Annotated in this window: 22 protein-coding genes; 15 read left to right on the top strand and 7 right to left on the bottom strand. The window is 63.9% G+C overall.

Features of this window, described 5'->3' with window-relative positions:
* From ilvC to FHP89_RS00020, 4 genes are all read left to right on the top strand, one after another.
* The coding region (ilvC, locus tag FHP89_RS00005; protein WP_144176415.1) for a ketol-acid reductoisomerase at positions 1 to 700 on the top strand (700 nt) is incomplete at its 5' end.
* A gap of 74 nt (positions 701 to 774) precedes the next feature.
* Positions 775 to 1,422: a phosphatidylserine decarboxylase gene (locus tag FHP89_RS00010; protein WP_144176416.1), complete on the top strand. Its 648-nt coding sequence runs from the start codon at positions 775 to 777 to the stop codon at positions 1,420 to 1,422.
* A gap of 90 nt (positions 1,423 to 1,512) precedes the next feature.
* On the top strand, positions 1,513 to 2,286 hold the full coding sequence (gene pssA / locus FHP89_RS00015) for a CDP-diacylglycerol--serine O-phosphatidyltransferase (RefSeq protein WP_144176417.1): 774 nt from the start codon (positions 1,513 to 1,515) through the stop codon (positions 2,284 to 2,286).
* Between the two features lie 235 nt (positions 2,287 to 2,521).
* A complete protein-coding gene (locus tag FHP89_RS00020) occupies positions 2,522 to 4,057 on the top strand; it encodes a 2-isopropylmalate synthase (protein ID WP_144176418.1) in 1,536 nt (511 codons plus the stop codon).
* A 37-nt stretch (positions 4,058 to 4,094) separates the two neighbouring features.
* Here FHP89_RS00020 and FHP89_RS00025 read toward each other — a convergent pair whose 3' ends face one another.
* Positions 4,095 to 4,451, bottom strand: coding sequence for a DUF2069 domain-containing protein (locus FHP89_RS00025; protein WP_144176419.1), 357 nt, complete (start codon positions 4,449 to 4,451; stop codon positions 4,095 to 4,097).
* Positions 4,448 to 5,047, bottom strand: coding sequence for an NAD(P)H:quinone oxidoreductase (wrbA, locus tag FHP89_RS00030; RefSeq protein WP_144176420.1), 600 nt, complete (start codon positions 5,045 to 5,047; stop codon positions 4,448 to 4,450). The genes FHP89_RS00025 and wrbA overlap by 4 nt, the downstream gene beginning before the upstream one ends.
* Positions 5,048 to 5,169: 122 nt before the next feature.
* On the opposite strand from wrbA, the gene FHP89_RS00035 reads away from it, so the two are divergent.
* Positions 5,170 to 6,393 carry a YihY family inner membrane protein gene (locus FHP89_RS00035; protein ID WP_260851425.1) on the top strand — a complete coding sequence of 408 codons (1,224 nt, stop codon included), beginning with the start codon at positions 5,170 to 5,172 and terminating at the stop codon, positions 6,391 to 6,393.
* On the opposite strand, the gene FHP89_RS00040 is transcribed toward FHP89_RS00035, so the two are convergent.
* Complete coding sequence (locus FHP89_RS00040) at positions 6,381 to 7,892, bottom strand: hypothetical protein (protein WP_144176421.1); 1,512 nt, start codon at positions 7,890 to 7,892, stop codon at positions 6,381 to 6,383. The genes FHP89_RS00035 and FHP89_RS00040 overlap by 13 nt on opposite strands.
* Positions 7,893 to 8,269: 377 nt before the next feature.
* On the opposite strand from FHP89_RS00040, the gene pyrF reads away from it, so the two are divergent.
* The 5 genes from pyrF (at position 8,270) to rplS (ending at position 11,111) form a co-directional block, all read left to right on the top strand.
* Positions 8,270 to 9,007 (top strand): orotidine-5'-phosphate decarboxylase, encoded by a 738-nt coding sequence (gene pyrF / locus FHP89_RS00045; protein WP_144176422.1) that lies wholly within the window; start codon positions 8,270 to 8,272, stop codon positions 9,005 to 9,007.
* A gap of 81 nt (positions 9,008 to 9,088) precedes the next feature.
* Positions 9,089 to 9,337, top strand: coding sequence for a 30S ribosomal protein S16 (gene rpsP, locus FHP89_RS00050; protein WP_144176423.1), 249 nt, complete (start codon positions 9,089 to 9,091; stop codon positions 9,335 to 9,337).
* 23 nt (positions 9,338 to 9,360) lie between these two features.
* Positions 9,361 to 9,867 (top strand): ribosome maturation factor RimM, encoded by a 507-nt coding sequence (gene rimM / locus FHP89_RS00055; RefSeq protein WP_144176424.1) that lies wholly within the window; start codon positions 9,361 to 9,363, stop codon positions 9,865 to 9,867.
* A gap of 40 nt (positions 9,868 to 9,907) precedes the next feature.
* Positions 9,908 to 10,660: a tRNA (guanosine(37)-N1)-methyltransferase TrmD gene (gene trmD / locus FHP89_RS00060; RefSeq protein WP_391525189.1), complete on the top strand. Its 753-nt coding sequence runs from the start codon at positions 9,908 to 9,910 to the stop codon at positions 10,658 to 10,660.
* Positions 10,661 to 10,739: 79 nt separating this feature from the next.
* On the top strand, positions 10,740 to 11,111 hold the full coding sequence (gene rplS, locus FHP89_RS00065; RefSeq protein WP_144176426.1) for a 50S ribosomal protein L19: 372 nt from the start codon (positions 10,740 to 10,742) through the stop codon (positions 11,109 to 11,111).
* A gap of 78 nt (positions 11,112 to 11,189) precedes the next feature.
* Here rplS and lptG read toward each other — a convergent pair whose 3' ends face one another.
* On the bottom strand, positions 11,190 to 12,266 hold the full coding sequence (gene lptG / locus FHP89_RS00070; RefSeq protein ID WP_144176427.1) for an LPS export ABC transporter permease LptG: 1,077 nt from the start codon (positions 12,264 to 12,266) through the stop codon (positions 11,190 to 11,192).
* On the bottom strand, positions 12,263 to 13,345 hold the full coding sequence (gene lptF, locus FHP89_RS00075; RefSeq protein WP_144176428.1) for an LPS export ABC transporter permease LptF: 1,083 nt from the start codon (positions 13,343 to 13,345) through the stop codon (positions 12,263 to 12,265). The genes lptG and lptF overlap by 4 nt, the downstream gene beginning before the upstream one ends.
* 104 nt (positions 13,346 to 13,449) lie before the next feature.
* Between lptF and FHP89_RS00080 the strand changes: the two genes are divergently transcribed.
* From FHP89_RS00080 to FHP89_RS00100, 5 genes are all read left to right on the top strand, one after another.
* On the top strand, positions 13,450 to 14,943 hold the full coding sequence (locus tag FHP89_RS00080; RefSeq protein ID WP_144176429.1) for a leucyl aminopeptidase: 1,494 nt from the start codon (positions 13,450 to 13,452) through the stop codon (positions 14,941 to 14,943).
* A 7-nt stretch (positions 14,944 to 14,950) separates the two neighbouring features.
* Positions 14,951 to 15,379, top strand: a complete 429-nt coding sequence (locus FHP89_RS00085) for a DNA polymerase III subunit chi (RefSeq protein ID WP_144176430.1) — start codon at positions 14,951 to 14,953, stop codon at positions 15,377 to 15,379.
* 1 nt (position 15,380) lies between these two features.
* Positions 15,381 to 15,800: a hypothetical protein gene (locus FHP89_RS00090; protein WP_144176431.1), complete on the top strand. Its 420-nt coding sequence runs from the start codon at positions 15,381 to 15,383 to the stop codon at positions 15,798 to 15,800.
* Positions 15,801 to 15,884: 84 nt separating this feature from the next.
* Positions 15,885 to 18,845, top strand: a complete 2,961-nt coding sequence (locus FHP89_RS00095) for a valine--tRNA ligase (protein WP_144176432.1) — start codon at positions 15,885 to 15,887, stop codon at positions 18,843 to 18,845.
* An 86-nt stretch (positions 18,846 to 18,931) separates the two neighbouring features.
* Positions 18,932 to 19,291 carry a hypothetical protein gene (locus tag FHP89_RS00100; protein ID WP_186300267.1) on the top strand — a complete coding sequence of 120 codons (360 nt, stop codon included), beginning with the start codon at positions 18,932 to 18,934 and terminating at the stop codon, positions 19,289 to 19,291.
* A 6-nt stretch (positions 19,292 to 19,297) separates the two neighbouring features.
* Here FHP89_RS00100 and FHP89_RS00105 read toward each other — a convergent pair whose 3' ends face one another.
* Complete coding sequence (locus FHP89_RS00105) at positions 19,298 to 19,750, bottom strand: MaoC family dehydratase (protein ID WP_144176433.1); 453 nt, start codon at positions 19,748 to 19,750, stop codon at positions 19,298 to 19,300.
* A 42-nt stretch (positions 19,751 to 19,792) separates the two neighbouring features.
* The gene (locus FHP89_RS00110; protein ID WP_246116229.1) at positions 19,793 to 20,722 is read right to left on the bottom strand and encodes a bestrophin family protein; all 930 of its coding nucleotides are present in this window, start codon (positions 20,720 to 20,722) and stop codon (positions 19,793 to 19,795) included.
* Positions 20,723 to 20,838 lie beyond the last annotated feature (116 nt).

The raw sequence follows: 20,838 nt of genomic DNA on the forward strand, positions 1-20,838 counted from the left end.
CCACGGCTTCAACGTGCATTACAACCAGGTCGTGCCGCGCGCCGATCTGGACGTGATCATGGTCGCCCCGAAAGGCCCCGGCCACACCGTGCGCTCCGAGTACCTCAAAGGCGGCGGCGTGCCCTCGCTGATCGCGGTGCACCAGGACGTTTCCGGCAAAGCCCGTGACATCGCCCTGTCCTACGCGGCTGCCAACGGCGGCACCAAGGGCGGCGTGATCGAGACCAACTTCCGCGAAGAGACCGAAACCGACCTGTTCGGCGAGCAAGCCGTGCTGTGCGGCGGCGCGGTCGAACTGGTGAAGATGGGCTTCGAGACCCTGACCGAAGCCGGCTACGCGCCGGAAATGGCCTACTTCGAGTGCTTGCACGAACTCAAGCTGATCGTCGACCTGATGTACGAAGGCGGCATCGCCAACATGAACTACTCCATCTCCAACAACGCGGAGTTTGGCGAGTACGTGACCGGCCACGAAGTGATCAACGAAGAGTCCCGTTACGCCATGCGCGAAGCACTCAAGCGCATCCAGAGCGGTGAATACGCCAAGATGTTCATCCTCGAAGGCAAGACCAACTACCCGTCCATGACGGCACGTCGTCGCCTCAACGCAGCCCACCCGATCGAGCAGGTCGGCGGCCAGCTGCGCGAAATGATGCCGTGGATCATGAAAAACAAGCTGGTCGACCAGTCCAAGAACTAAACCTGTTCGCCGCTTGACCGGGCCGGAATCCTCCACACGGCGGATTCCGGCCCGTTTTCATTGGAGCGCTGCTCATGTCCAATCCGTATCCGCACCCCGTCATCGCGCGCGAAGGCTGGCCCTTCATCGGCATCGCCCTCGCCCTGGCCTTGCTCGTCAACAGCGCGACCGGCTGGTTTCTGGCACTGCCCTTCTGGATTCTGTTCCTGATCGTGCTGCAGTTCTTCCGCGATCCACCGCGTGCCATTCCGGCTGGCGCCCGCCAGGTGCTGTCGCCGGCCGACGGGCGCATCGTCGCCATCGAACGCGCACGCGACCCCTATCTCGACCGCGACAGCCTGAAGATCAGCATTTACATGAACATCTTCAACGCCCATTCCAACCGCAGTCCGGTCAGCGGCGAGGTCAAGCAACTGTGGTATCACCCGGGGCGCTTCTTCAGCGCCGCGCTGGACAAAGCATCAGGCGAAAACGAGCGCAGCGCGATGTGGCTGCACACCGCCGACGGTGACGACATCACCTGCGTGCAGATCGCCGGGCTCGCCGCACGCCGCATTCTTTGCTACACCCGTGAGGGCGACACCCTGCAACGCGGCGAGCGCTATGGCTTCATCCGTTTTGGTTCGCGCGTCGACCTCTATCTGCCGATCGGCAGCAAGGCCAGCGTCACCATTGGCGACAAGGTGCTCGCCTCGGCCAGCATCGTCGCCAAACTGCCCTGACTCCGCACCTCGCGACCCCGCACGGGGTGGCGAGGTGGGGTAGAATCGGGCTCATTGCCCCACTCGGCGGGCGTTTTCAAAGGTTTCACCATGGCCGACGTGCCTCCGCGCAAACCCCTCTTCGACCCCGAAAAGCGTCGCCGCGGCATCTACATTCTTCCCAACCTGTTCACCACCGCGGCCCTGTTCGCGGGTTTCTACGCCATCGTCCAGGCCATGAACGATCGCTTCGAGCACGCCGCCGTAGCGATCTTCATCGCCATGATCCTCGACGGCCTCGATGGCCGCATCGCCCGCCTCACCCATACGCAAAGTGCCTTCGGCGCCGAGTACGACTCGCTGTCCGATATGGTCTCCTTCGGTGCCGCCCCGGCGCTGGTAGCCTACGAATGGGCGCTGCGCGGCATGGGCAAGCTGGGCTGGATCGCCGCCTTCATCTACTGCGCCGGTGCCGCGTTGCGGCTCGCCCGTTTCAATACCAATATCGACGTGGTGGACAAACGCTACTTTCAGGGCCTGCCCAGCCCGGCCGCCGCCGCACTCATCGCCGGCCTCGTGTGGGTCGGCATCGACAACGGCTTTAGCGGGCCGGACCTGCGCTGGGTGGTGTGTTTCTTCACCATCTTTGGCGGCCTGACCATGGTCAGCAACGTGCTGTATTTCAGCGGCAAAGAGTTCAACCTGCGCCGCCGGGTGCCGTTTTTTGCGGTGCTGGCGATCATGCTCGGCTTTGCGCTGATCTCGCTCGATCCCGCCTCGGTGCTGTTTCTGCTGTTCCTGATCTACGCCGCGTCAGGCTATGTATTGTTTGTGATGCACCGCTTCGGGAAGAAAATTCCCGGCCACGAGCCACCCGCCTCATAAGCCGGTTGTCAGATCACGCGCAACTGGCCTATATTCAAGGACATGCCCGCCTTCGAGCCGCCCTTCAGCCCCCCTCTGCGCGACGCCTTCCCGCTCGCGCCGTGGCCGCTCGGCCCGCTGCTGCGCCCCGCGCGCTGATCATTACAAACACCTCCCGCCAACACGCTTTTCGCCTCGCCCTCACCGGCGGGCGACACCCTGAATCCCGAACTTCGGAACCCGACAGGAGCCGACCATGACTGACCAACTGATCATTTTCGACACCACCTTGCGCGACGGTGAGCAAAGCCCCGGCGCCTCAATGACGCGCGACGAGAAGCTGCGCATCGCCCGTCAGCTCGAGCGCATGAAGGTCAACGTGATCGAGGCCGGCTTTGCCGCCGCGTCCAACGGCGACTTCGAATCGGTGCGTGCCATCGCCGAAGTCGTCAAGGACTCCACCATCTGTTCGCTGGCCCGCGCCAACGAGAACGACATCCGTCGCTCCGGCGAGGCCATCAAGCCCGCCGCCAGCGGTCGCATCCACACCTTCATCGCCACCAGCCCGATCCACATGGAGAAGAAGCTGCGCATGAGCCCCGACCAGGTGCTCGAGCAAGCCGTCAAGGCGATCAGTTGGGCGCGCGAATACACCGATGACATCGAGTTCTCGGCCGAAGATGCCGGTCGCTCGGAAATCGACTACCTGTGCCGTATCTTCGAAGCCGTCATCAAGGCCGGCGCCACCACCATCAACGTGCCCGACACCGTCGGCTACAACGTGCCCGAGCAGTACGCCGACACGATCCGCACCCTGATCGAGCGCGTGCCGAATTCCGACAAGGTGGTGTGGTCGGTCCATTGCCACAACGACCTCGGCCTCGCCGTCGCCAACTCGCTGGCCGCGGTGCGCGCCGGTGCCCGTCAGGTCGAATGCACCATCAACGGCCTCGGCGAACGCGCGGGCAACGCCTCGCTCGAAGAAGTGGTCATGGCCGTGCGCACGCGGCGCGATGTCTACGCCTGTGACACGCGCATCGACACCACCCAGATCGTGCCGGTGTCCAAACTGGTGTCGGGCATCACCGGCTTCCCGGTGCAGCCAAACAAGGCCATCGTCGGCGCCAACGCCTTCTCGCACGAGTCCGGCATTCACCAGGACGGCGTGCTCAAGCACCGCGAAACCTACGAGATCATGCGCGCCGAAGATGTGGGCTGGGGCGCCAACAAACTGGTGCTGGGCAAGCACAGCGGCCGCAACGCCTTCCGTAGCCGTCTGATCGAACTCGGCGCAGCGATTGAATCCGAAGAGCACCTCAACCACGCCTTCGCCCGCTTCAAGGAGCTGGCCGACAAGAAGCACGAGATCTTCGACGAAGATCTGCAGGCGCTGATCTCCGACGAGGCCGTCACGCCCGAGCTGGAACACTACCGCCTGGTCGCCTCGCGCTTCCACTCAGAAACCGGCGAAACCCCGGCAGCCAGCCTGACGCTGAACGTCGGCGAGAAGGAAATCAAGGCCGAAGCCGAGGGCTCCGGGCCGGTCGACGCGGCCTTCAAGGCGATTGAAACCGTGGCCAAGAGCGGCACGGAGCTGCTGCTGTATTCGGTCAATGCCATCACCACTGGCACCGACGCCCAAGGTGAAGTGACCGTGCGCCTGTCGCGCGACGGCAAGGTGGTGAACGGCCAGGGCGCCGATACCGACATCATCGTCGCCTCGGCCAAGGCTTACCTCAACGCACTGAACAAGCTGCACGGCAAGTTCGAAAAGCTCAACCCGCAGATCTGAGGCGGGTTCAACCGCCGCCCCGGCGCCGGGGCGGCGCTTACTGCGCCTTGGGCTGGCGCGATGGTGCAGTCATCCGCGCGTACCACACCATCACAAAAAAGGCCGCGAGCGTCAGCGCAATCTCGATGCGCGCCAACAAGGCCACGCCGCCGGGGTCGTTCATCCGCACCACGCCTTCCATGAAGTAGATCAGCACGAACATGCAGCCCCACTGATAGGTGTAGCGGCGCCCGTGCAGCACGCCAAACAGCGGCACCAGCAGCGGCACCGCCTTCACCATCATCCATGAGCCACCCGGCCGCAAAGGCGCCAGCCAGGCCTCCCAGGCGACGCATAACACGATAAGCGCAATCCACAGGGCAGAGGCGATCCACGCCACGGTCCGGGCCTTCATCGTGCCGCCTCCAGCGCCAATGCAGCACGCGCCAGGCGCTCGCCCTGCGCCATCGCCAGCTTGCGCTCTTCGTCGCTCAGCAGCGGGTTGCCATCCGAGCCGGCAACATGCGAGGCGCCATACGGCGTGCCGCCAGTGCGGGTGGAGGACAGCAAATGCTCGGTATAGGGCAGGCCCATCATCAACATGCCGTGGTGCATCAGCGGCAGCATCATGCTCAGCAAGGTGCTCTCCTGACCGCCGTGCTGGCTGCCGGTTGAGGTAAATACGCAGGCGGGTTTGCCGACCAGCGAACCGTTGACCCACGGCGCGATCGTGCCATCCAGAAAATACTTCATCGCCGCCGCCATATTGCCGAAGCGGGTCGGGCTGCCCAGCGCCAGGCCAATGCACTCGTCCAGGTCAGCGGTTTCGACATACGCCGGCCCCGAGGTCGGAATGGCGTCTTCGGCGGCCTCGCACACCGTGCTCACCGCCGGCACCGTGCGAACGCGTGCGCCGACACCCGGCACCCGCTCAATGCCTTCGGCAATCGCCTCGGCCAAGGCACGCACCGAACCCTTGCGGCTGTAATACAGGACAAGCACTTCTTTCATGTTCAACTCATTGGTAAGGCACGGCGGCCATTCGCTCGGGGGGTCGCTTTGTCCCCAAATGATTGGCAACAGACCCTACAATGGCGCGATTATAGCCAAAGCCGCTCCCGGCCCCGAACGCATTGCCCAAGCTCTTCATCCATCTTCGGGATTTTGCCCGCCTGCTCGTTCAGCGCTTTGTCGATACGCGCTGCCCGGAAGTGGCCGGCAGCCTGACGTTCACCACGCTGCTGGCGCTGGTGCCCTTGCTCACGGTCACCATCGCGGTGTTCAGCAACTTCCCCGGCTTTTCGCACCTGGGCGAGACCCTGAGCGATTTTCTGCTGCAAAACCTGTTGCCCGAAAAAGCCGGCCAGATCGTCGCGACCTACGCGCTGCAGTTCTCACAAAAAGCCGCCAACCTGACCCTGATTGGCACCGCCTTCCTGATTGTCACCGCGCTGATGCTGATGCTCACCATCGACGGGGTCCTCAACACCATCTGGGGCGTGCGCAAATCCCGCCCGCTGATGGCGCGCATTTCCATTTACTGGGTGGTACTGACGCTCGGCCCGCTGTTTCTGGGTGCCAGCCTGGCCGCAACGAGTTATCTGATCAGCACCTCGCTCGGTCTGGTCAACGATCCGCAGTGGCTACGCATCATCGTGTTCCGCACGCTGCCCGTCTTGCTGCTTGGCCTGCTGTTCGCCTTTCTCTACTTCAGCATTCCAAACACCCGGGTCAATGCCTGGCACGCGCTCATCGGCGGCATGTCGGCGGCACTGGCCTTTGTGTTGATGCAACGCGCGCTAGGCCTGTATTTCGCGCGCTTTCCGAGCTACACGCTGATCTACGGCACCTTCGCCACACTGCCGATCTTCCTGCTCTGGCTATACGCATCCTGGGTGGTGATCCTGCTCGGCGCTATTCTCGCCGCGACATTCCCGGCCTACGCGTCGAGCGTACGCACGCTGCCTGACTTTCCGGGCGCGCCCGCTTACAGCGCCTTGATGATGCTCGAGCAGCTCACCCACGCCCAGCATCGCGGTGAGACCGTCAGCGCCGACGACTTGTACCGCGCCGCGCGCCAACCCACCGCCGTCGGCGAGAACCTGCTTGAACTGATGCGGGAGTTTGGCTGGGTTGCCCGGTCCGACGACGAAGCCTGGCTACTGGCCAAGCGCGCCGAAGACATTTCCCTGTCGGACGTTGTTCGCCACCTCGCGCTGTGCCCCGGCATTGCCCATCCGCAAGCCGACAGCGAGCTGGCAAAACGCATCGACAGCCGCATCACCCATCTGCTCGCGACGGGCGACGTACCGATTACCGCCGTGTTTTCAGACGGAACACCCGCTCAGAGCGGATAAGGGTCGTATTCGAACTGGAACAGCTCGACGCTGGAGGTCTGCATGTCGAGACTCAGCAAGCGGCCTTGTGCCACATAGATGCGCTCTGACTCATGGACCAGCAGGAAGCGGCGCGAACGATAGGCGCCGGCTGGCGCCAGAATGGCCTGATGACGCCGCACGGCGGCGACGGGCGGCAACACCAGCGCCGGCACCATCTCGCCCGGCCCCTCTCCGCCCCGGAAACCAATCCGCACCGGTGTGGCGGCCGAACTGATGGTTTGCAGGCCCAGTTCGACCTGAGTGGGCGAGTCAGAACGCACCCAACGCACCACGCAAATCGACCAGGCGCTATCCGTGGCCCGGCGTACCGCCATCGCCATGCCAGCTGACAGCGAGCCGGTGTTAGCCTCGACGCTCATGATTGCGTAGCCACCCGGGCTCTCGTTCAACACGCGCCAGCTGACGATGTCCGCCGCGGACTCGCCCGCATGCTTAAGCTTCCAGATCGACCGCAGTCCCACGCAGACTTCAACGTCGTACTGGCAACGCCGCCGCAATTGCTCACGACGCGGCGGCATCGCCCAGCGCTCGCGCAGACAGCGCAACAGCTTGGAAATCTCGCCCGGCGGCAAGCCAGCCGGCAATTCGGGCAGGTCGGCGCCGGGCACCACCTCGCCGCCGCCATCGAGCGCGGCTTCCAGGCGTTCCAGATGCCCCGTGGCGCCCCGCGCCAGTTCGGCCGCCGAAAAATACAGCATGCCATCGACGGGCGGCGGCGCGCGTCGCACCATGGCAATCGGGCCAACATCTTGCGCCGGATCGATCCAGTAATCCCAGGTTTCAATATCGGTGCGCGGATTCGGCGAAAGTTCGGAACGCCAGGCGCACTGCTCAAGGTAGCGCACGGTCCAGTCCAGCTCGCGCGCGGTGAGTGCTTCAGGCTGTGCCGCGGCCAATGCCAGCAAACGCTTGTACGCCGTTTGCACCTGACCGCGCGGAATCTCGGCCGGCAAGGCCGCCGAGCCGGCCGCAATCGCGGCATTGCCAAAAATGCGGTGCGCCTCACTCCACAAACCCGCCCGTGGCGTCGCGCCTTTCATGCCGGCCAGCCACAACACGTCGCCCAGCAAGGTCAAGGCCTGCGTGGCCAGCACCTCAGGGCGGCGACGCTGCGTCACCACACCGGAGCCCAGATCCGCCATCACCCGCTCATAGCCTTTGGCCAGCACCAGGCAAATGGACTCAAGCCGACTCACGGCGTTGAATATTTTGGAGGGCAGCGGCAGCGCGCGCTCGACCAGCCGAGGCACCAGCACCTCGCGCACATCGCGCACACGCATGAAGAACAGCTCGACACCCCGGTGCAGCTGAACGGGGGTCAGCTCGGCGCGCATCAACTCATCGAGCTTGTCCGACAGCTCCTGCAAGCCCTCGACCGGGTCGTCAGCGGGCTCGCCGGCCAACCAGGCGAGGACTGACGCTGCGGGTCCGGCATCCTGCATGAGAGGTTCTGACATGAGTCGCGGGCTCGTCATTGATCCGATTCGTTTGCCATTCTAATGAAGAAACAGCCTGTTCTGGCACAATGCCAGTCTCCCGCCTCGACCGGATTACCAAAGAAACGGGATAATCCTAGAAACCGTAGTTGGACGCGCCTGAGTGTGCGCCGGGCGGGCTGTCTGGCAAGGGACGCACAGCCTGCACGCTGCAAGGAGGAGCAACGCAGCAAGGCGGCCCGCCCGGCGCGCAATCGGGCGCGTAGCGCTATCACCCACAGGGTGATCAGCCTCGAAGCCGAAAAGGTTCGCACGTTCAATACCTTGCTCATGGGCACAAGCGGTCAACTGCGGTTTCTAGGATAATAGGTGCTACTTTCCCATTGACTGCCATCACAATGCAAACATCCACGCCAGATTACCGCTCATCCAAGGCCATCACCCCCGCCGACCGTCTGATCATGGCGCTCGATGTCGCCGACGCCGCCGCTGCCCGCGATCTGGTCGAACGGCTCGAAGACAGTGTCACCTTTTACAAGATCGGTCTCGAACTGTTCATGACCAGCGGCTATTTCGATCTGCTGGACTGGCTGGTCGCGCGCGACAAGAAAGTCTTTGTCGACCTGAAATTCTTCGATGTGCCTGAAACCGTACGCTCCGCCATCCGCGCCCTGTCCGGCAGTGGCGCCACGCTGGCGACCATCCACGGCAACCAGTCGATCATGGAAGCGGCCGTCAAGGACAAGGGCGATCTCAAAGTCCTCGCGGTCACCGCGCTGACCAGTCTCGACCAGGGCGACCTGAACGATCTGGGCTTCCAATGCAATGTTGACGAACTCGTCCTGTCCCGTGCCCGTCGCGCACTCGAAACCGGCATCGACGGCATTGTCTCCTCCGGACTCGAAGCGCCGATGATCCGCCGCGAGCTGGGCGATCGCCTGCTGGTGGTCACGCCCGGCATCCGCCCGGTGGAGAACCGGCCGGCCGATGACCAGAAGCGCACGGTCGATGTCGCCCAAGCCTTCCGCAACGGCGCCGACTACATCGTGGTCGGTCGCCCCATCCGTCAGGCAGCCGATCCGCTGGCCGCCGCCCGGGCCATTCAGCAAACAATTGCGGAAGTCTTTCCTTCGTAAGTCCCAAAGAGATTGTTTTCCTTGGGGAAATCGCTTAAAATTCCGCCCTTTTCTCGAATCATTAGTCAGGACGAACACAACATGGTGGTTATTCGCCTTGCCCGCAGTGGCGCCAAGAAGCGCCCGTTTTACAACATCGTTGCCGCCGATTCGCGTAATCGCCGCGACGGCCGCTTCATCGAGCGCGTTGGTTTCTACAACCCGATGGCGCCGGAAGCCGTTCAGGGTCTGGTGATCGACACCGAGCGCCTGGCGCACTGGCAGCAACACGGCGCCCAGCTGTCCCCGACGGTTGCCCGTCTGGTCAAGCAGGCCGCCAAAGCCGCCTGAACGGCCACATCGGGAAGCATCCGATGATCATACTGGGGCGCATCGTCGCCCCTTTTGGCGTCCAGGGCTGGGTCAAGATTCATCCCTTCGGGGACGATCCCCTGTCCTGGAAAAAGATGCCGCAGTGGTGGCTCTCGCCAGATGACACGGCCGAGGCGCCGGCATGGAAAGCCTACAAGCTGGCCGGTTGCCGGGCGCACGGAAAAGGCTGGATCGCCGCCTTCGAGGGCGTCGCTGATCGCAATGGCGCGGAAGCGCTGACACGGCAATACATTGCCGCGCCGCGCGAAGCGATGCCGGCGACTGACAGCAACGAGTACTACTGGGGCGATCTGATCGGCCTGCAGGTTGAGAACGAAGCGGGCGAGGCCTTGGGCACCGTCTCTTCCCTGCTCTCGGCCGGCGCGCATGATGTGCTCCAGATTGCCGACGGCGAAGACGAGCATCTCGTTCCCTTCGTCGCCGCCTATGTGCTCGATGTCGATCTTGCTGAAAAGCGGATTCGGGTCGTGTGGCAGAAGGATTGGTAGGCGGGTGCGTCGATACGACGTCATTACCCTGTTTCCGGAGATGTTCTCCGCGCTGACAGGCAGTGGCATCAGCCGGCGCGCCCAGGAACGCAGCCTTTACGGGCTGCAATGCTGGAATCCGCGCGACTTTGCGCACGATGTACACCGCACGGTGGACGACCGGCCTTATGGCGGCGGCCCCGGCATGGTGATGCAGGCGCCGGCGCTGGAAGCGGCCATTGCAGCGGCCGGTACGGCGCAGCAAGAAGCGCTCGGCCAGGCCGGACGCGTGATCTATCTGTCCCCCCAGGGGCGACCGCTCGATCACGCCAAGGTGATGGAATTGGTACAGGCGCCGGCACTGACCTTGTTGTGCGGGCGGTATGAAGGGGTCGATCAACGCTTGATCGATCGCTGTGTGGATGAAGAAATTTCGCTGGGCGACTTTGTGTTGTCCGGTGGCGAACTGCCGGCGATGGTGCTGCTCGATGCCATCATCCGTCAGTTGCCCGGGGCGCTGAACGATGCGGACTCGGCAGTCGAAGACTCGTTTGTTGATGGTCTGCTCGATTGCCCGCACTACACCCGCCCCGAGGTGGATGTCCACGGCCAAGCCGTGCCGCCCGTGCTGCTGTCGGGAAACCACGCCGAAATCCGGCGCTGGCGACTCAAGATGGCGCTGGGGCGCACCTGGCTGCGACGACCGGAATTACTGGCTCAGCGCAAGCTGGGCCGTGACGAGATGAAACTGCTTGAAGCTTTCAAGCAGGATCATGAGGCGACCTCCCCGACGCAGTCGGACGAGGTCGAATGAAAAAACGCATGCATCAGGTGGCGACCTGCTCTGCCTGCAAGGCCACAGGCCATCGCGAACTGACCAAGGAGTCACGCACATGAATCTGATCGAACAACTCGAGCAAGAAGAAATTGCTCGCCTGACCGAAAACAAGACCCTCCCCGATTTCGCCCCGGGCGACACCGTGGTGGTTCAGGTGAAGGTCAAGGAAGGTACGCGTGAGCGTCTTCAGGCTTACGAAGGCGTGGTTATCGCCAAACGCAACCGTGGTCTCAACTCCAACTTCATCGTGCGCAAGATTTCGTCCGGTGAAGGCGTTGAGCGCACGTTCCAGACCTACTCGCCGCTGGTCGCCAGCGTTGAAGTGAAGCGTCGTGGCGATGTGCGCCGCGCCAAGCTTTACTACCTGCGCGGTCGTACCGGCAAGTCGGCACGTATCAAGGAAAAGCTCACCCGCAAGAAGGGCTGATCCGGGTAGTCGCTGGAAAAGAGAACGGGACCTTCGCGGTCCCGTTTTTTTATGTCAGGCCCAACGGCGCTACGCCGATCAGCGCCGATCAACACCATGCAGCATGACCGCCGCCGCGATCAGGAAGAGCGTACTCGGCGCCAGTGCCGCCACCGCCGGCGGCCAGGCGTTGATCACGCCCAGATTCGAGAACAAGCCGTTGAGCAGATGGAAGGCGACGCCGAGCATGATGCCGGCGAACACCTTCACACTGACGCCGCCCATGCGGTCATGGGTATAGGCAAATGGCAGCGCCAGCGCCATCATCACCAGCACGGCAAAGGGATAGACAATCTTCTTCCACAAGGCGATCTCATAACGATCGGTCTTCTGATTGTTGTCGGTCAGATGGCGCAAATAGGCATACAAGGTCGTCACCGACATGCGCTCGGGCGTCACCATCAGCACACTGAGCACTTCGGGCGTGAGCTCGGACGCCCACGACAACTCGTCGAGCGTCGCCACCCGCGTGCGATCGGCCTCGAAAATGGTCTGTGCGATGTCGGTCAGACGCCAGCCGACACCCTCGACAAACAGGCCATGCTTGGCGTCGCTGATGGTCCGCAGCGTGAGTTTGTCGTCAAACTCATAGATGCGGATGCCCTGCAACTCGCGCTGCGGGGTCAGTGACTGCACGTTGATGAACCGATGGCCATCCCGCACCCACAGCCCCGAGCGCAACTCGTTCGACACGGTCGATCCGGTGGCGGTCAGCCGCCATTGCTGTGCGGCCTTTTCGGCGGGCGGCGCAACATATTCGCCAAACACAAAGGTCAGCACGACGAAGAGCACACCAATCAATGACAGCTCGCGCAGCAGGCGGGACGTCGACAGTCCGGAGGCCCGCATGACCGTAATCTCGGAGTGTCGCGCCAAGGTGGTCAGGGCAAACAGACTGCCGATCAGCACGGCAATCGGCATCAGCTCGTACACCCGGCCGGGCAGAATCAGCGCCACGTAGATCAGCGCGTGATGCACCTGATAGCCGTCCTTGCCGATCGAATCGAGTTCATTGATGAAATCGAAGAAGGCGAACAGGCCGAGGAAAGCCAGCAACACCATGAAGGTGGCGCCGATGATTTCCCGTGCGAGATAGCGGCGAAGAATACGCATCAGGCCCGCCGCCTCCGCCAGATCGAGTACACCGCCAGACGGCGATAGAACAAGGCGGCCAGCACCGCCACCATCACCAGATGCGGCGCCATGGCGCCGACCACAAAGCTCACCTTGCCCTGGGCAATCCAGGCCTGACTCACACTGATGGCGTTGCTGTAGATGAGATAGGTCAGAATCGCCACGATCAGATTATTGGTCCGCCCGGCCCGCGGGTTCACAAACGACAGCGGAATCGCCAGCAAGGCCAGAATCAAGGAAGCCACCGGCAGACCCACCCGCGAGGCCAGCTCGCCCAGATTGGCCGGATTGGGATCTTCCAGCAGCGTATTCAAGGGCAGCATCCGGTTGCGCACCGGCAAGTCCTTGACGCCTTGCGCGGCCATCTGCAGCGTGTAGCGGTCGAACCGCATCACCCGATAGTCGGGCGAGCCCGGCGTGCCGTCGTAACGCCGGCCACGTTCAAGCACCACGAAGCGCTCACCGTTTTCGCCGGTGCGCAGATAGCCCTCTTCGGCCACCATGACCCCCAGCTTGCCGTCCTGCACCGAGCTGACGAACACGTTGCGCACGCGCCCGTCTTCGCCGGCACCAACTTCGACAAAAAACACCCGCCGCGCGCCCGCCGACTCACGGAACACGCCCGGCGCAACCCGCGCGGCATCGTCCTGATTGTTCAGCCGTTCCTTGTATTCCACGCTCTTGTACTGCGCCCAGGGCGCCAGCACCAGCGTGACGCCGGCGATGACCACCGCCACCGGCACGGCAAAGCGCAGCACCGGCGAGATCCAGCGGGTCAGCGGCACGCCGGCGGCGAACCACACCACCATCTCGGAGTCGCGATAACTGCGGGACAAGCTCATCAAAACGGCGATGAAGACCGTCAGCGACAGCACGATCGGCAATTGCGCCAGGGCGCCAAAGCCGATCAGCGCCAGCACGGCATCGGAAGGCACACGCCCGCCCGCCGCCTGTCCGAGCAGGCGGATCAGCACCGTGGTCACCAAAATGGCAAACAAGGCGACAAACACCGCCATGGCGGTGTTGGCGAATTCTCGCTGAGCGGCGCGCAGAAAGATCATTGCGCTAATGACGGTTGAATGATGGGGTGCATTTTGACGGCGTATTGCGGAGAGGCCATAATCGTTGCCACCCTGACCGAGACGTCGTCTTAAAGGAATAGCCCGTGGAATTTACCATAAAGACCGGATCCCCTGAAAAACTCAAGCGCGCCTGCATCGTCGTCGGCGCCTACGCTGAGGCGCGCCTGACGCCGTCGGCCGAGGTAGTGGATCAAGCCAGCGGCGGCGCGCTCAGCGCGCTTCTTGCGCGTGGCGACCTCGACGACAAGGCCGGCGCCACGCTGATGCTGCCCTTGCTGCCGGGCGTCGACGCCGAGCGCGTGCTGGTGGTCAGCCTCGGCGCGCAGGATGAACTCAACGATAAAGCCTACCGCGACGCGCTGAACGCCGCCGGCAAGGCCTTGGCCGGCCTGCGTGGCAAGGAAGCCAGCGTGAGCCTGGCCGAAGTCGAGGTGCCTAACCGCGATCTGAGCTGGCGGCTGCGTCAGGCCGCGCGCGTCGTTGCGGCGGCGGCCTATCGCTTCGACGCCCCCAAAAAGGGCGCTGACGAGAGCGCCAAGCGCGGCATCAAGAAAATCCAGTTTCTGATCCCCGGCAAGTCCTCCAAAGCGCTGATCACGGCCGTGGCGCAAGGCCTGGCCATTGCCGAAGGCATGGCGCTGGCCCGCGATCTGGGCAATCTGCCGCCCAATGTGTGCTCGCCCACTTACCTGGCCAACACGGCCAAGAAGCTCGGCAAGGATCACAAGCTCAAAGTCACGGTGCTCGACAAGGCGCAAATGAGCAAGCTGGGCATGGGCGCGCTGCTGGCCGTCGCTCAAGGCGCAGAGCAGCCGCCGAAATTCATCATCATGGAACACCGCGGCGGCAAGGCTGACGATGCGCCGATCGTGCTGGTCGGCAAGGGCGTCACCTTCGACACCGGCGGCATCTCGCTCAAGCCGTCTGCCGAAATGGACGAGATGAAGTACGACATGTGCGGCGCGGCCAGCGTGTTCGGCACGCTGCAAGCCGTCGCCCAGCTTGATCTGCCGATCAACGTCATCGGCGTCGTGCCGGCCACCGAAAACATGCCCGGCAGCAACGCCACCCGGCCGGGCGATGTGGTCACCTCCATGTCGGGCCTGACCATCGAAATCCTCAACACCGATGCCGAAGGCCGCCTCATTCTGTGCGACGCGCTGACCTACGCCGAGCGTTTCAAGCCGGCCTGCGTGATCGACATCGCCACCCTCACCGGCGCCTGCGTGGTGGCCCTGGGCAAGATTCCCAGCGGCTTGCTGAGCCCCGACGACGCCCTCGCCCGCGAGTTGACCGATCACGGCCAAAGCACTGGCGACCGCGTGTGGCAACTGCCGCTGTGGGACGACTACCAGGAACTGCTCAAGAGCAATTTCGCCGACATGGCCAACATCGGCGGGCGCTACGGCGGCACCATCACCGCAGCGGCCTTCCTGTCGCGCTTCACCAAGGCCTACACCTGGGCGCATCTGGACATCGCCGGCACTGCCTGGATTTCGGGCGACGCCAAGGGCGCCACGGGCCGTCCGGTGCCGCTGCTGACAGAGTTCCTCATCGCCCGCGCCGGCCAGCTTTGAGACCGGCGTGACGGACATCCACTTCTATCACAACGCCGAAGACCTTCTCGGCGTCACCTGCCACCTTGCGGTGCGGGCCTTCCGCTCGGGCCGCAAGGTGTCGGTGCTGCTGCCCGACGAGTCCATCGCGCACCAGCTCGATCAGTTGCTGTGGACCCGTCCGCCCACCGACTTCCTGCCGCACACGCATTTCAGCTCGCCACTGGCCGCCGAAACCCCGATCACCCTGGGCGACACCCCGCCGGCGGATGGCTGGCCGCACGACGACGTGCTGATCAACCTCGCCGCCGCGCTGCCGCCCGACTACGCGCGCTTCAAGATGGTGGTCGAAGTGGTCGGCACCGACGAAGCCCTCAAGGTGCCCGCCCGCAATCGCTGGCGCCAGTACGCCAGTGAGGGCCACACGCCCATCGCCCACAACACAGCTGCGAGCTGACATGTTCGAATCCAGGGATCCGTTCATCATCCTGCCCGAAACCGAGGAGGCCGACCGCCTGCTCAACAAGGCCGACGCGCTGCTCCAGCGCCACCGTGCGCCCGGCCCGGACACCGACATTCCGGTACTCACCGAGCAGGTAGAGGACGACGACATTCCGGTGCTCACCGGCGCCGTCCGCGAGGCACCCGCCCCGGCCGCCGGCTTTGTCGAACAGCTGATCGACCTCGACGCCACGCTCAACCGGCGCATCGACGAATGGCTGAGCAACGAGCTGCCGCAAGTCCTGGCCGATGAGCTCGAACAGGCGCGCACCCGCATCCTCAATCAAATCCACGCCCGCGCCCGCGCCACCTTGCTGGCCGACATCTCGCAAGAAATCTCCGAACTGCTCGACGCCAACGATCCACGCAATCGCTGATCTCCCCCGCGCCAGCGCCGGTCAGCGCGGCTGCCATCCGCTATAATCGCGGATTCGCCCCCATTGCCACGCTTACGGAACACCATGGAACTGGCCAAGAGTTTTGAGCCTGCGGACATCGAACGCCGCTGGTACCCCGACTGGGAGTCGCGCGGCTATTTTGACGCCGGCCTCGACACCTCCAACAAGAACGCCTTCTGCATCCTGCTGCCGCCGCCCAACGTCACCGGCACGCTGCACATGGGTCATGGTTTCAACCAGACCCTCATGGACGCGCTCACCCGCTATCACCGCATGCGCGGCGACAACACGCTGTGGCAGCCCGGCACCGACCACGCCGGCATCGCCACCCAGATCGTCGTCGAACGTCAGCTTGATGCGCAGGGCGTCAGCCGCCATGAGCTCGGCCGCGAGAAATTCCTCGAAAAAGTGTGGGAGTGGAAGGAATACTCCGGCGGCTCCATCACCGGCCAGATGCGTCGCCTGGGCACCAGCCCGGATTGGAAGCGCGAGCGCTTCACCATGGACGCCGGCCTGTCCACCACCGTCACCGAAACCTTCGTGCGTCTGTTCAACGAAGGCCTCATCTACCGCGGCAAGCGCCTGGTCAACTGGGACCCGAAGCTCGGCACCGCAGTGTCCGACCTCGAAGTGGTGCAGGAAGAAGAAGACGGCAAGCTGTGGCACATCCGCTACCCCTTCACCGACGGCCCCATCGGCGAGCTGACCGGCCTGACGGTCGCCACCACCCGGCCTGAAACCATGCTCGGCGACGTCGCCGTGATGGTGCACCCCGAAGACGAGCGCTACGCCCACCTCATCGGCAAGACCGTGCGTCTGCCGCTGACCGAGCGCGACATCCCGATCATCGCCGACGACTATGTCGACCGCGAGTTCGGCACCGGCTGCGTCAAGGTCACCCCGGCGCATGACTTCAACGACTACGCCGTCGGCCAGCGTCACGGCCTGGACATGATCGTCATTCTCAACCTGGACGGCACCGTGCCGGCCAGCGCCGAGGTGTTCGATACCAAAGGTCAGGCCAAGAGCACGGTCGCCCTGCCGGCCAACGTCGCCGGGCTAGAGCGCTTTGCTGCCCGTACCGCGGTGATCGCCGATCTCGAAACGGCCGGCGTGCTGGTTGAGACGGAAGCGCACAAGCTCAAGGTGCCGCGCGGCGATCGCACCAACGTGGTCATCGAGCCGATGCTTACCGACCAGTGGTTCGTCGCCATGAGCAAGCCGGGCAATGACGGCAAGAGCATCACCCAGAAGGCGCTCGACTGCGTGGCCTCGGGCGAGATCACCTTCTACCCCGAGAACTGGGTCAACACCTACAACCAGTGGCTCAACAACATCCAGGACTGGTGCATCTCGCGCCAGCTGTGGTGGGGCCACCAGATTCCGGCCTGGTACGACGCGCTCGAAAACGTCTATGTGGCGCGCAGCGAAGCCGATGCACTGGCCCAGCTCGACGCCACCATTGCCGGGTTCGAAGACCGCGCCCGCGGCGCCGAACAGCAGCATCAGGCCGACGAAGCCGCCGAGATCCGCGCCCTCATCGCCAAGCTACGCGACCACGGCCTGCGCCGCGACGAAGACGTGCTCGACACCTGGTACTCCTCCGCCCTGTGGCCGTTCTCCACGCTGGACTGGACGGCTGAGTGGCCGGCCAAATCCAACGACGCGCTCGACCTCTACCTGCCCTCGACGGTGCTGGTGACCGGCTTCGACATCATCTTCTTCTGGGTCGCCCGCATGGTGATGATGACCCAGCAGATCACCGGAAAAATCCCCTTCAAGCATGTGTACGTGCACGGCCTGATCCGCGATGCGGAAGGCCAGAAGATGAGCAAATCGAAGGGCAACGTGCTCGACCCGATCGACCTGATCGACGGCATCTCGCTCGACAAGCTGGTCGAAAAGCGCACCTTCGGCCTGATGAACCCCAAGCAGGCTGCCAGCATCGAGAAGAAGACCCGCAAGGAATTCCCCGAAGGCATCCAGGCCTTCGGCACCGACGCCCTGCGCTTCACCTTCGCCTCGCTCGCCAGCCCGGGCCGCGACATCAAGTTCGACCTCGCCCGCTGCGAGGGCTACCGCAACTTCTGCAACAAGCTGTGGAACGCCACCCGTTTCGTGCTGATGAACACCCAGGACCAGGATTGCGGTCTGGGCACTGACATCGCCTGCGACGCCAGCCAGCTCGACTTCTCCTTCGCCGACCGCTGGATCGTCTCCAAGCTGCAGCGCACCGAAGCCGAGATCGCCCAGCATTTTGCCGACTACCGCTTCGACCTGCTCTCCAAAGCCATCTACGAATTCGTCTGGGACGAGTATTGCGACTGGTATCTTGAGCTCGCCAAGGTGCAGATCCAGACTGGCAACGAGGCTCAGCAGCGCGCCACCCGCCGCACCCTGCTGCGCGTGCTCGAGACCGTGCTGCGCCTGGCCCACCCGGTGATGCCCTTCATCACCGAAGAGCTATGGCAGACCGTGGCACCCATGGCCAAGCGCCGCGACACCGAGTCGCTCATGCTCGCCCGCTACCCGCAGGCCAACCTCAGCCGCATCGACGAAGTCGCCGAAGCGAAAGTGGCCGAGCTCAAGGGCATGATCTACGCCTGCCGCAACCTGCGCGGCGAGATGAACATCTCCCCCGCCCAGCGCATGCCGCTGATCGCCGCCGGCAACACCGACACGCTGAGCACTTACGCGCCGTATCTGGCCGGCCTGGCCAAGCTGTCGGAGGTTCAGGTCGTCACCGACATCAGCGCCGACGAGCTGGCCCCGGTCGCCGTGGCCGGCGACTTCCGCCTGATGCTCAAGGTCGAGATCGACATCGCCGCCGAACGCGAGCGCCTCACCAAGGAGATCACCCGCCTCGAAGGCGAGATCACCAAGGCTGAGGGCAAGCTTGCCAACGAGAGCTTTGTCGCCCGCGCCCCGGCTGCCGTGGTCGATCAGGAACGCGCCCGTCTGGCCGGCTTCCGCGACACCGTCGCCAAGCTCAAGCCGCAGCTCGACAAGCTACCGCCCGCCTGAGTCCCATCCCCCGGTTCTGGCACGCTGCCGGAACCGGGGCGGCGCGGTGTGGTCGTACAGACACATCTCACACCGAGCACAGCCCCATGCCCATCCCCTGGCTCGCCGCCGCCAAAATCATCCCCTGGACGGAAGTCATCGCCGCCGCCCCCGGCATTGCCCGTGGCGCGCGCGATCTATGGAAGCGCACCAAGGCGCGTGACGAGGCCCAGGCCGCGCCGGACACCGTCATCGACGACCCGGTCGCCCGACTGGCGGCTCTGGAACGCTGCATGGCCGACCTCACGCAAGAAGCCGAACAGCGCTCTGAACTCATCGCTCAACTCGCCGAGCAGAACGAACGCCTCGTCGCCACGCTCGACCGCCAGAAACGCAACACCCAGTGGGCGCTCGGGCTGGCCATCGCCGCGCTGCTCGGGCTGGCGGTCGTCCTGATGACCGCCTGATCGGGCTCAGGCCACACGCCGCTTTACGAAGTGATTCACCAGATACGTCAGCACCGTATCGCCGTGCTGGTTCACCGCCATGTATTTCAACTTGAGAATGCCGCGATCAGGCTTTGAGCGCGACGGTGTCACCTCAAGCACTTCCACCTCGGTATGCAGTGTGTCGCCCGGGCGCACCGGCGCCAGCCAGCGCAACTCGTCGATCCCCGGCGAGCCCATGCTGCAAGCCGCCAGCAGGCCACTCTGGATGAACAGCCGGAAAGACAGCGACAGGGTCTGGAAGCCGCTGGCGATCAGCCCGCCGTAGAGCGACTCGGCCGCCGCATTCACGTCCAGATGAAAGGCCTGCGGGTCGTACTGGCTGGCGAAATCGATGATCGCCGCCTCGGTTAGCGTGAAACCGGGCGAGCAGAAACGCTCGCCGACAGAGAAGTCATCCAGATAGCGCGCTTCTGTCATCAGAAAACCTCCGGCAAGGCCCTTCCGTCCGGTGGCGGGCCGCTAAAGCAGAATGTGATCGACCGGCGCCAGCGGTTCCGGCACCGGTTCGTCGAGCGCCTCGGCGATCGAGATGTCGACAGTGCGGCAAATCGCGTCGAGCGACAAGGCATTGGCCGTCTCGCCGAACGGTTGCTCGAGCTCCTCGGCCAAGGCGTCGAGACCAAAGAAGGTGTAGGCCACGATCGCGGTAAACAAGGGCGTAAACCAGCCCATCGACCCCACCAGGCCGAAGGGCAACAGATAGCAATACAGATAGGCGGTGCGATGCACCAGCAAGGTATAGGCATACGGCAGCGGCGTGCGGCAAATCCGCTCAGAGGCAGCCTGCACCTCAGCCAGCCCGGTCAGCCGCTCATCGAGAATCCGCAGCCCCTGGCCATCGATGCAACCGGCCTCAAAGCAGCGACCGAGCGAACGCCCCGCTTCCCGCAAACAATAGTCCGCCGGGTTCTGCGCGGCCAGCGCATTGGCCGCGCGCGCTTCACCCAGCACCGCTGCCACCTCATCACGCACATCGCGCTCACGCAGACCGCCCCTCAGGGCATGCCCGAAGGCCGACAGCCACACCAGCAGTTCGCGCCGCTCGGGATGCGTCGCACCCAACAGCGCCTCGCTCACCCGAACCAGGCTGCGCACTTCATAGACCATCCGGCCCCATTGCTTGCGTGCCTCCCACCACCGATCGTAGGCCGCGTTGTTACGAAAGCCGAGAAAAAGCGACAACGCAATGCCGAGCAGGGTAAAGGGGCTGGTGGTGTATTGCGCGACATTGGCAAAGTGGCTGCTGTGCACCGCGGCGACCATGAGGCCGAACATGCCTGCACACAGCACCTGCGGAAAAATGCGCGGCAACACCGAACCTTGCAGGGCAAACAACAACGCCAACGCGTTCTGGCGCTTTCGTACGATCATGGCAAAAACTTGATCCATGGCAATTGTGCGGAGGAACGGCATACTGTCACAACTAGCGAAAAAAATCCCGCCACGGCGCCTGCCGACAGCAGGATAGGGTAACGGCCGCTTGCCCGCACGCCGGTTCAATGCCA

The organism is Denitromonas ohlonensis, assembly GCF_007625205.1.
Taxonomy (GTDB): domain Bacteria; phylum Pseudomonadota; class Gammaproteobacteria; order Burkholderiales; family Rhodocyclaceae; genus Nitrogeniibacter; species Nitrogeniibacter ohlonensis.

What these genes read in the sequence shown, in the direction of transcription:
- FHP89_RS00095 (WP_144176432.1), top strand. Translation starts at nt 15,885, where the DNA reads ATGGAACTGGCCAAGAGTTTTGAGCCTGCGGACATCGAACGCCGCTGG.
- rplS (WP_144176426.1), top strand. Translation starts at nt 10,740, where the DNA reads ATGAATCTGATCGAACAACTCGAGCAAGAAGAAATTGCTCGCCTGACC.
- FHP89_RS00110 (WP_246116229.1), bottom strand. Translation starts at nt 20,722, where the DNA reads ATGGATCAAGTTTTTGCCATGATCGTACGAAAGCGCCAGAACGCGTTG.
- FHP89_RS00100 (WP_186300267.1), top strand. Translation starts at nt 18,932, where the DNA reads ATGCCCATCCCCTGGCTCGCCGCCGCCAAAATCATCCCCTGGACGGAA.
- FHP89_RS00025 (WP_144176419.1), bottom strand. Translation starts at nt 4,451, where the DNA reads ATGAAGGCCCGGACCGTGGCGTGGATCGCCTCTGCCCTGTGGATTGCG.
- FHP89_RS00090 (WP_144176431.1), top strand. Translation starts at nt 15,381, where the DNA reads ATGTTCGAATCCAGGGATCCGTTCATCATCCTGCCCGAAACCGAGGAG.
- lptF (WP_144176428.1), bottom strand. Translation starts at nt 13,345, where the DNA reads ATGATCTTTCTGCGCGCCGCTCAGCGAGAATTCGCCAACACCGCCATG.
- FHP89_RS00105 (WP_144176433.1), bottom strand. Translation starts at nt 19,750, where the DNA reads ATGACAGAAGCGCGCTATCTGGATGACTTCTCTGTCGGCGAGCGTTTC.
- FHP89_RS00040 (WP_144176421.1), bottom strand. Translation starts at nt 7,892, where the DNA reads ATGTCAGAACCTCTCATGCAGGATGCCGGACCCGCAGCGTCAGTCCTC.
- rpsP (WP_144176423.1), top strand. Translation starts at nt 9,089, where the DNA reads ATGGTGGTTATTCGCCTTGCCCGCAGTGGCGCCAAGAAGCGCCCGTTT.
- wrbA (WP_144176420.1), bottom strand. Translation starts at nt 5,047, where the DNA reads ATGAAAGAAGTGCTTGTCCTGTATTACAGCCGCAAGGGTTCGGTGCGT.
- pssA (WP_144176417.1), top strand. Translation starts at nt 1,513, where the DNA reads ATGGCCGACGTGCCTCCGCGCAAACCCCTCTTCGACCCCGAAAAGCGT.
- FHP89_RS00010 (WP_144176416.1), top strand. Translation starts at nt 775, where the DNA reads ATGTCCAATCCGTATCCGCACCCCGTCATCGCGCGCGAAGGCTGGCCC.
- trmD (WP_391525189.1), top strand. Translation starts at nt 9,908, where the DNA reads ATGTTCTCCGCGCTGACAGGCAGTGGCATCAGCCGGCGCGCCCAGGAA.
- FHP89_RS00020 (WP_144176418.1), top strand. Translation starts at nt 2,522, where the DNA reads ATGACTGACCAACTGATCATTTTCGACACCACCTTGCGCGACGGTGAG.
- pyrF (WP_144176422.1), top strand. Translation starts at nt 8,270, where the DNA reads ATGCAAACATCCACGCCAGATTACCGCTCATCCAAGGCCATCACCCCC.
- rimM (WP_144176424.1), top strand. Translation starts at nt 9,361, where the DNA reads ATGATCATACTGGGGCGCATCGTCGCCCCTTTTGGCGTCCAGGGCTGG.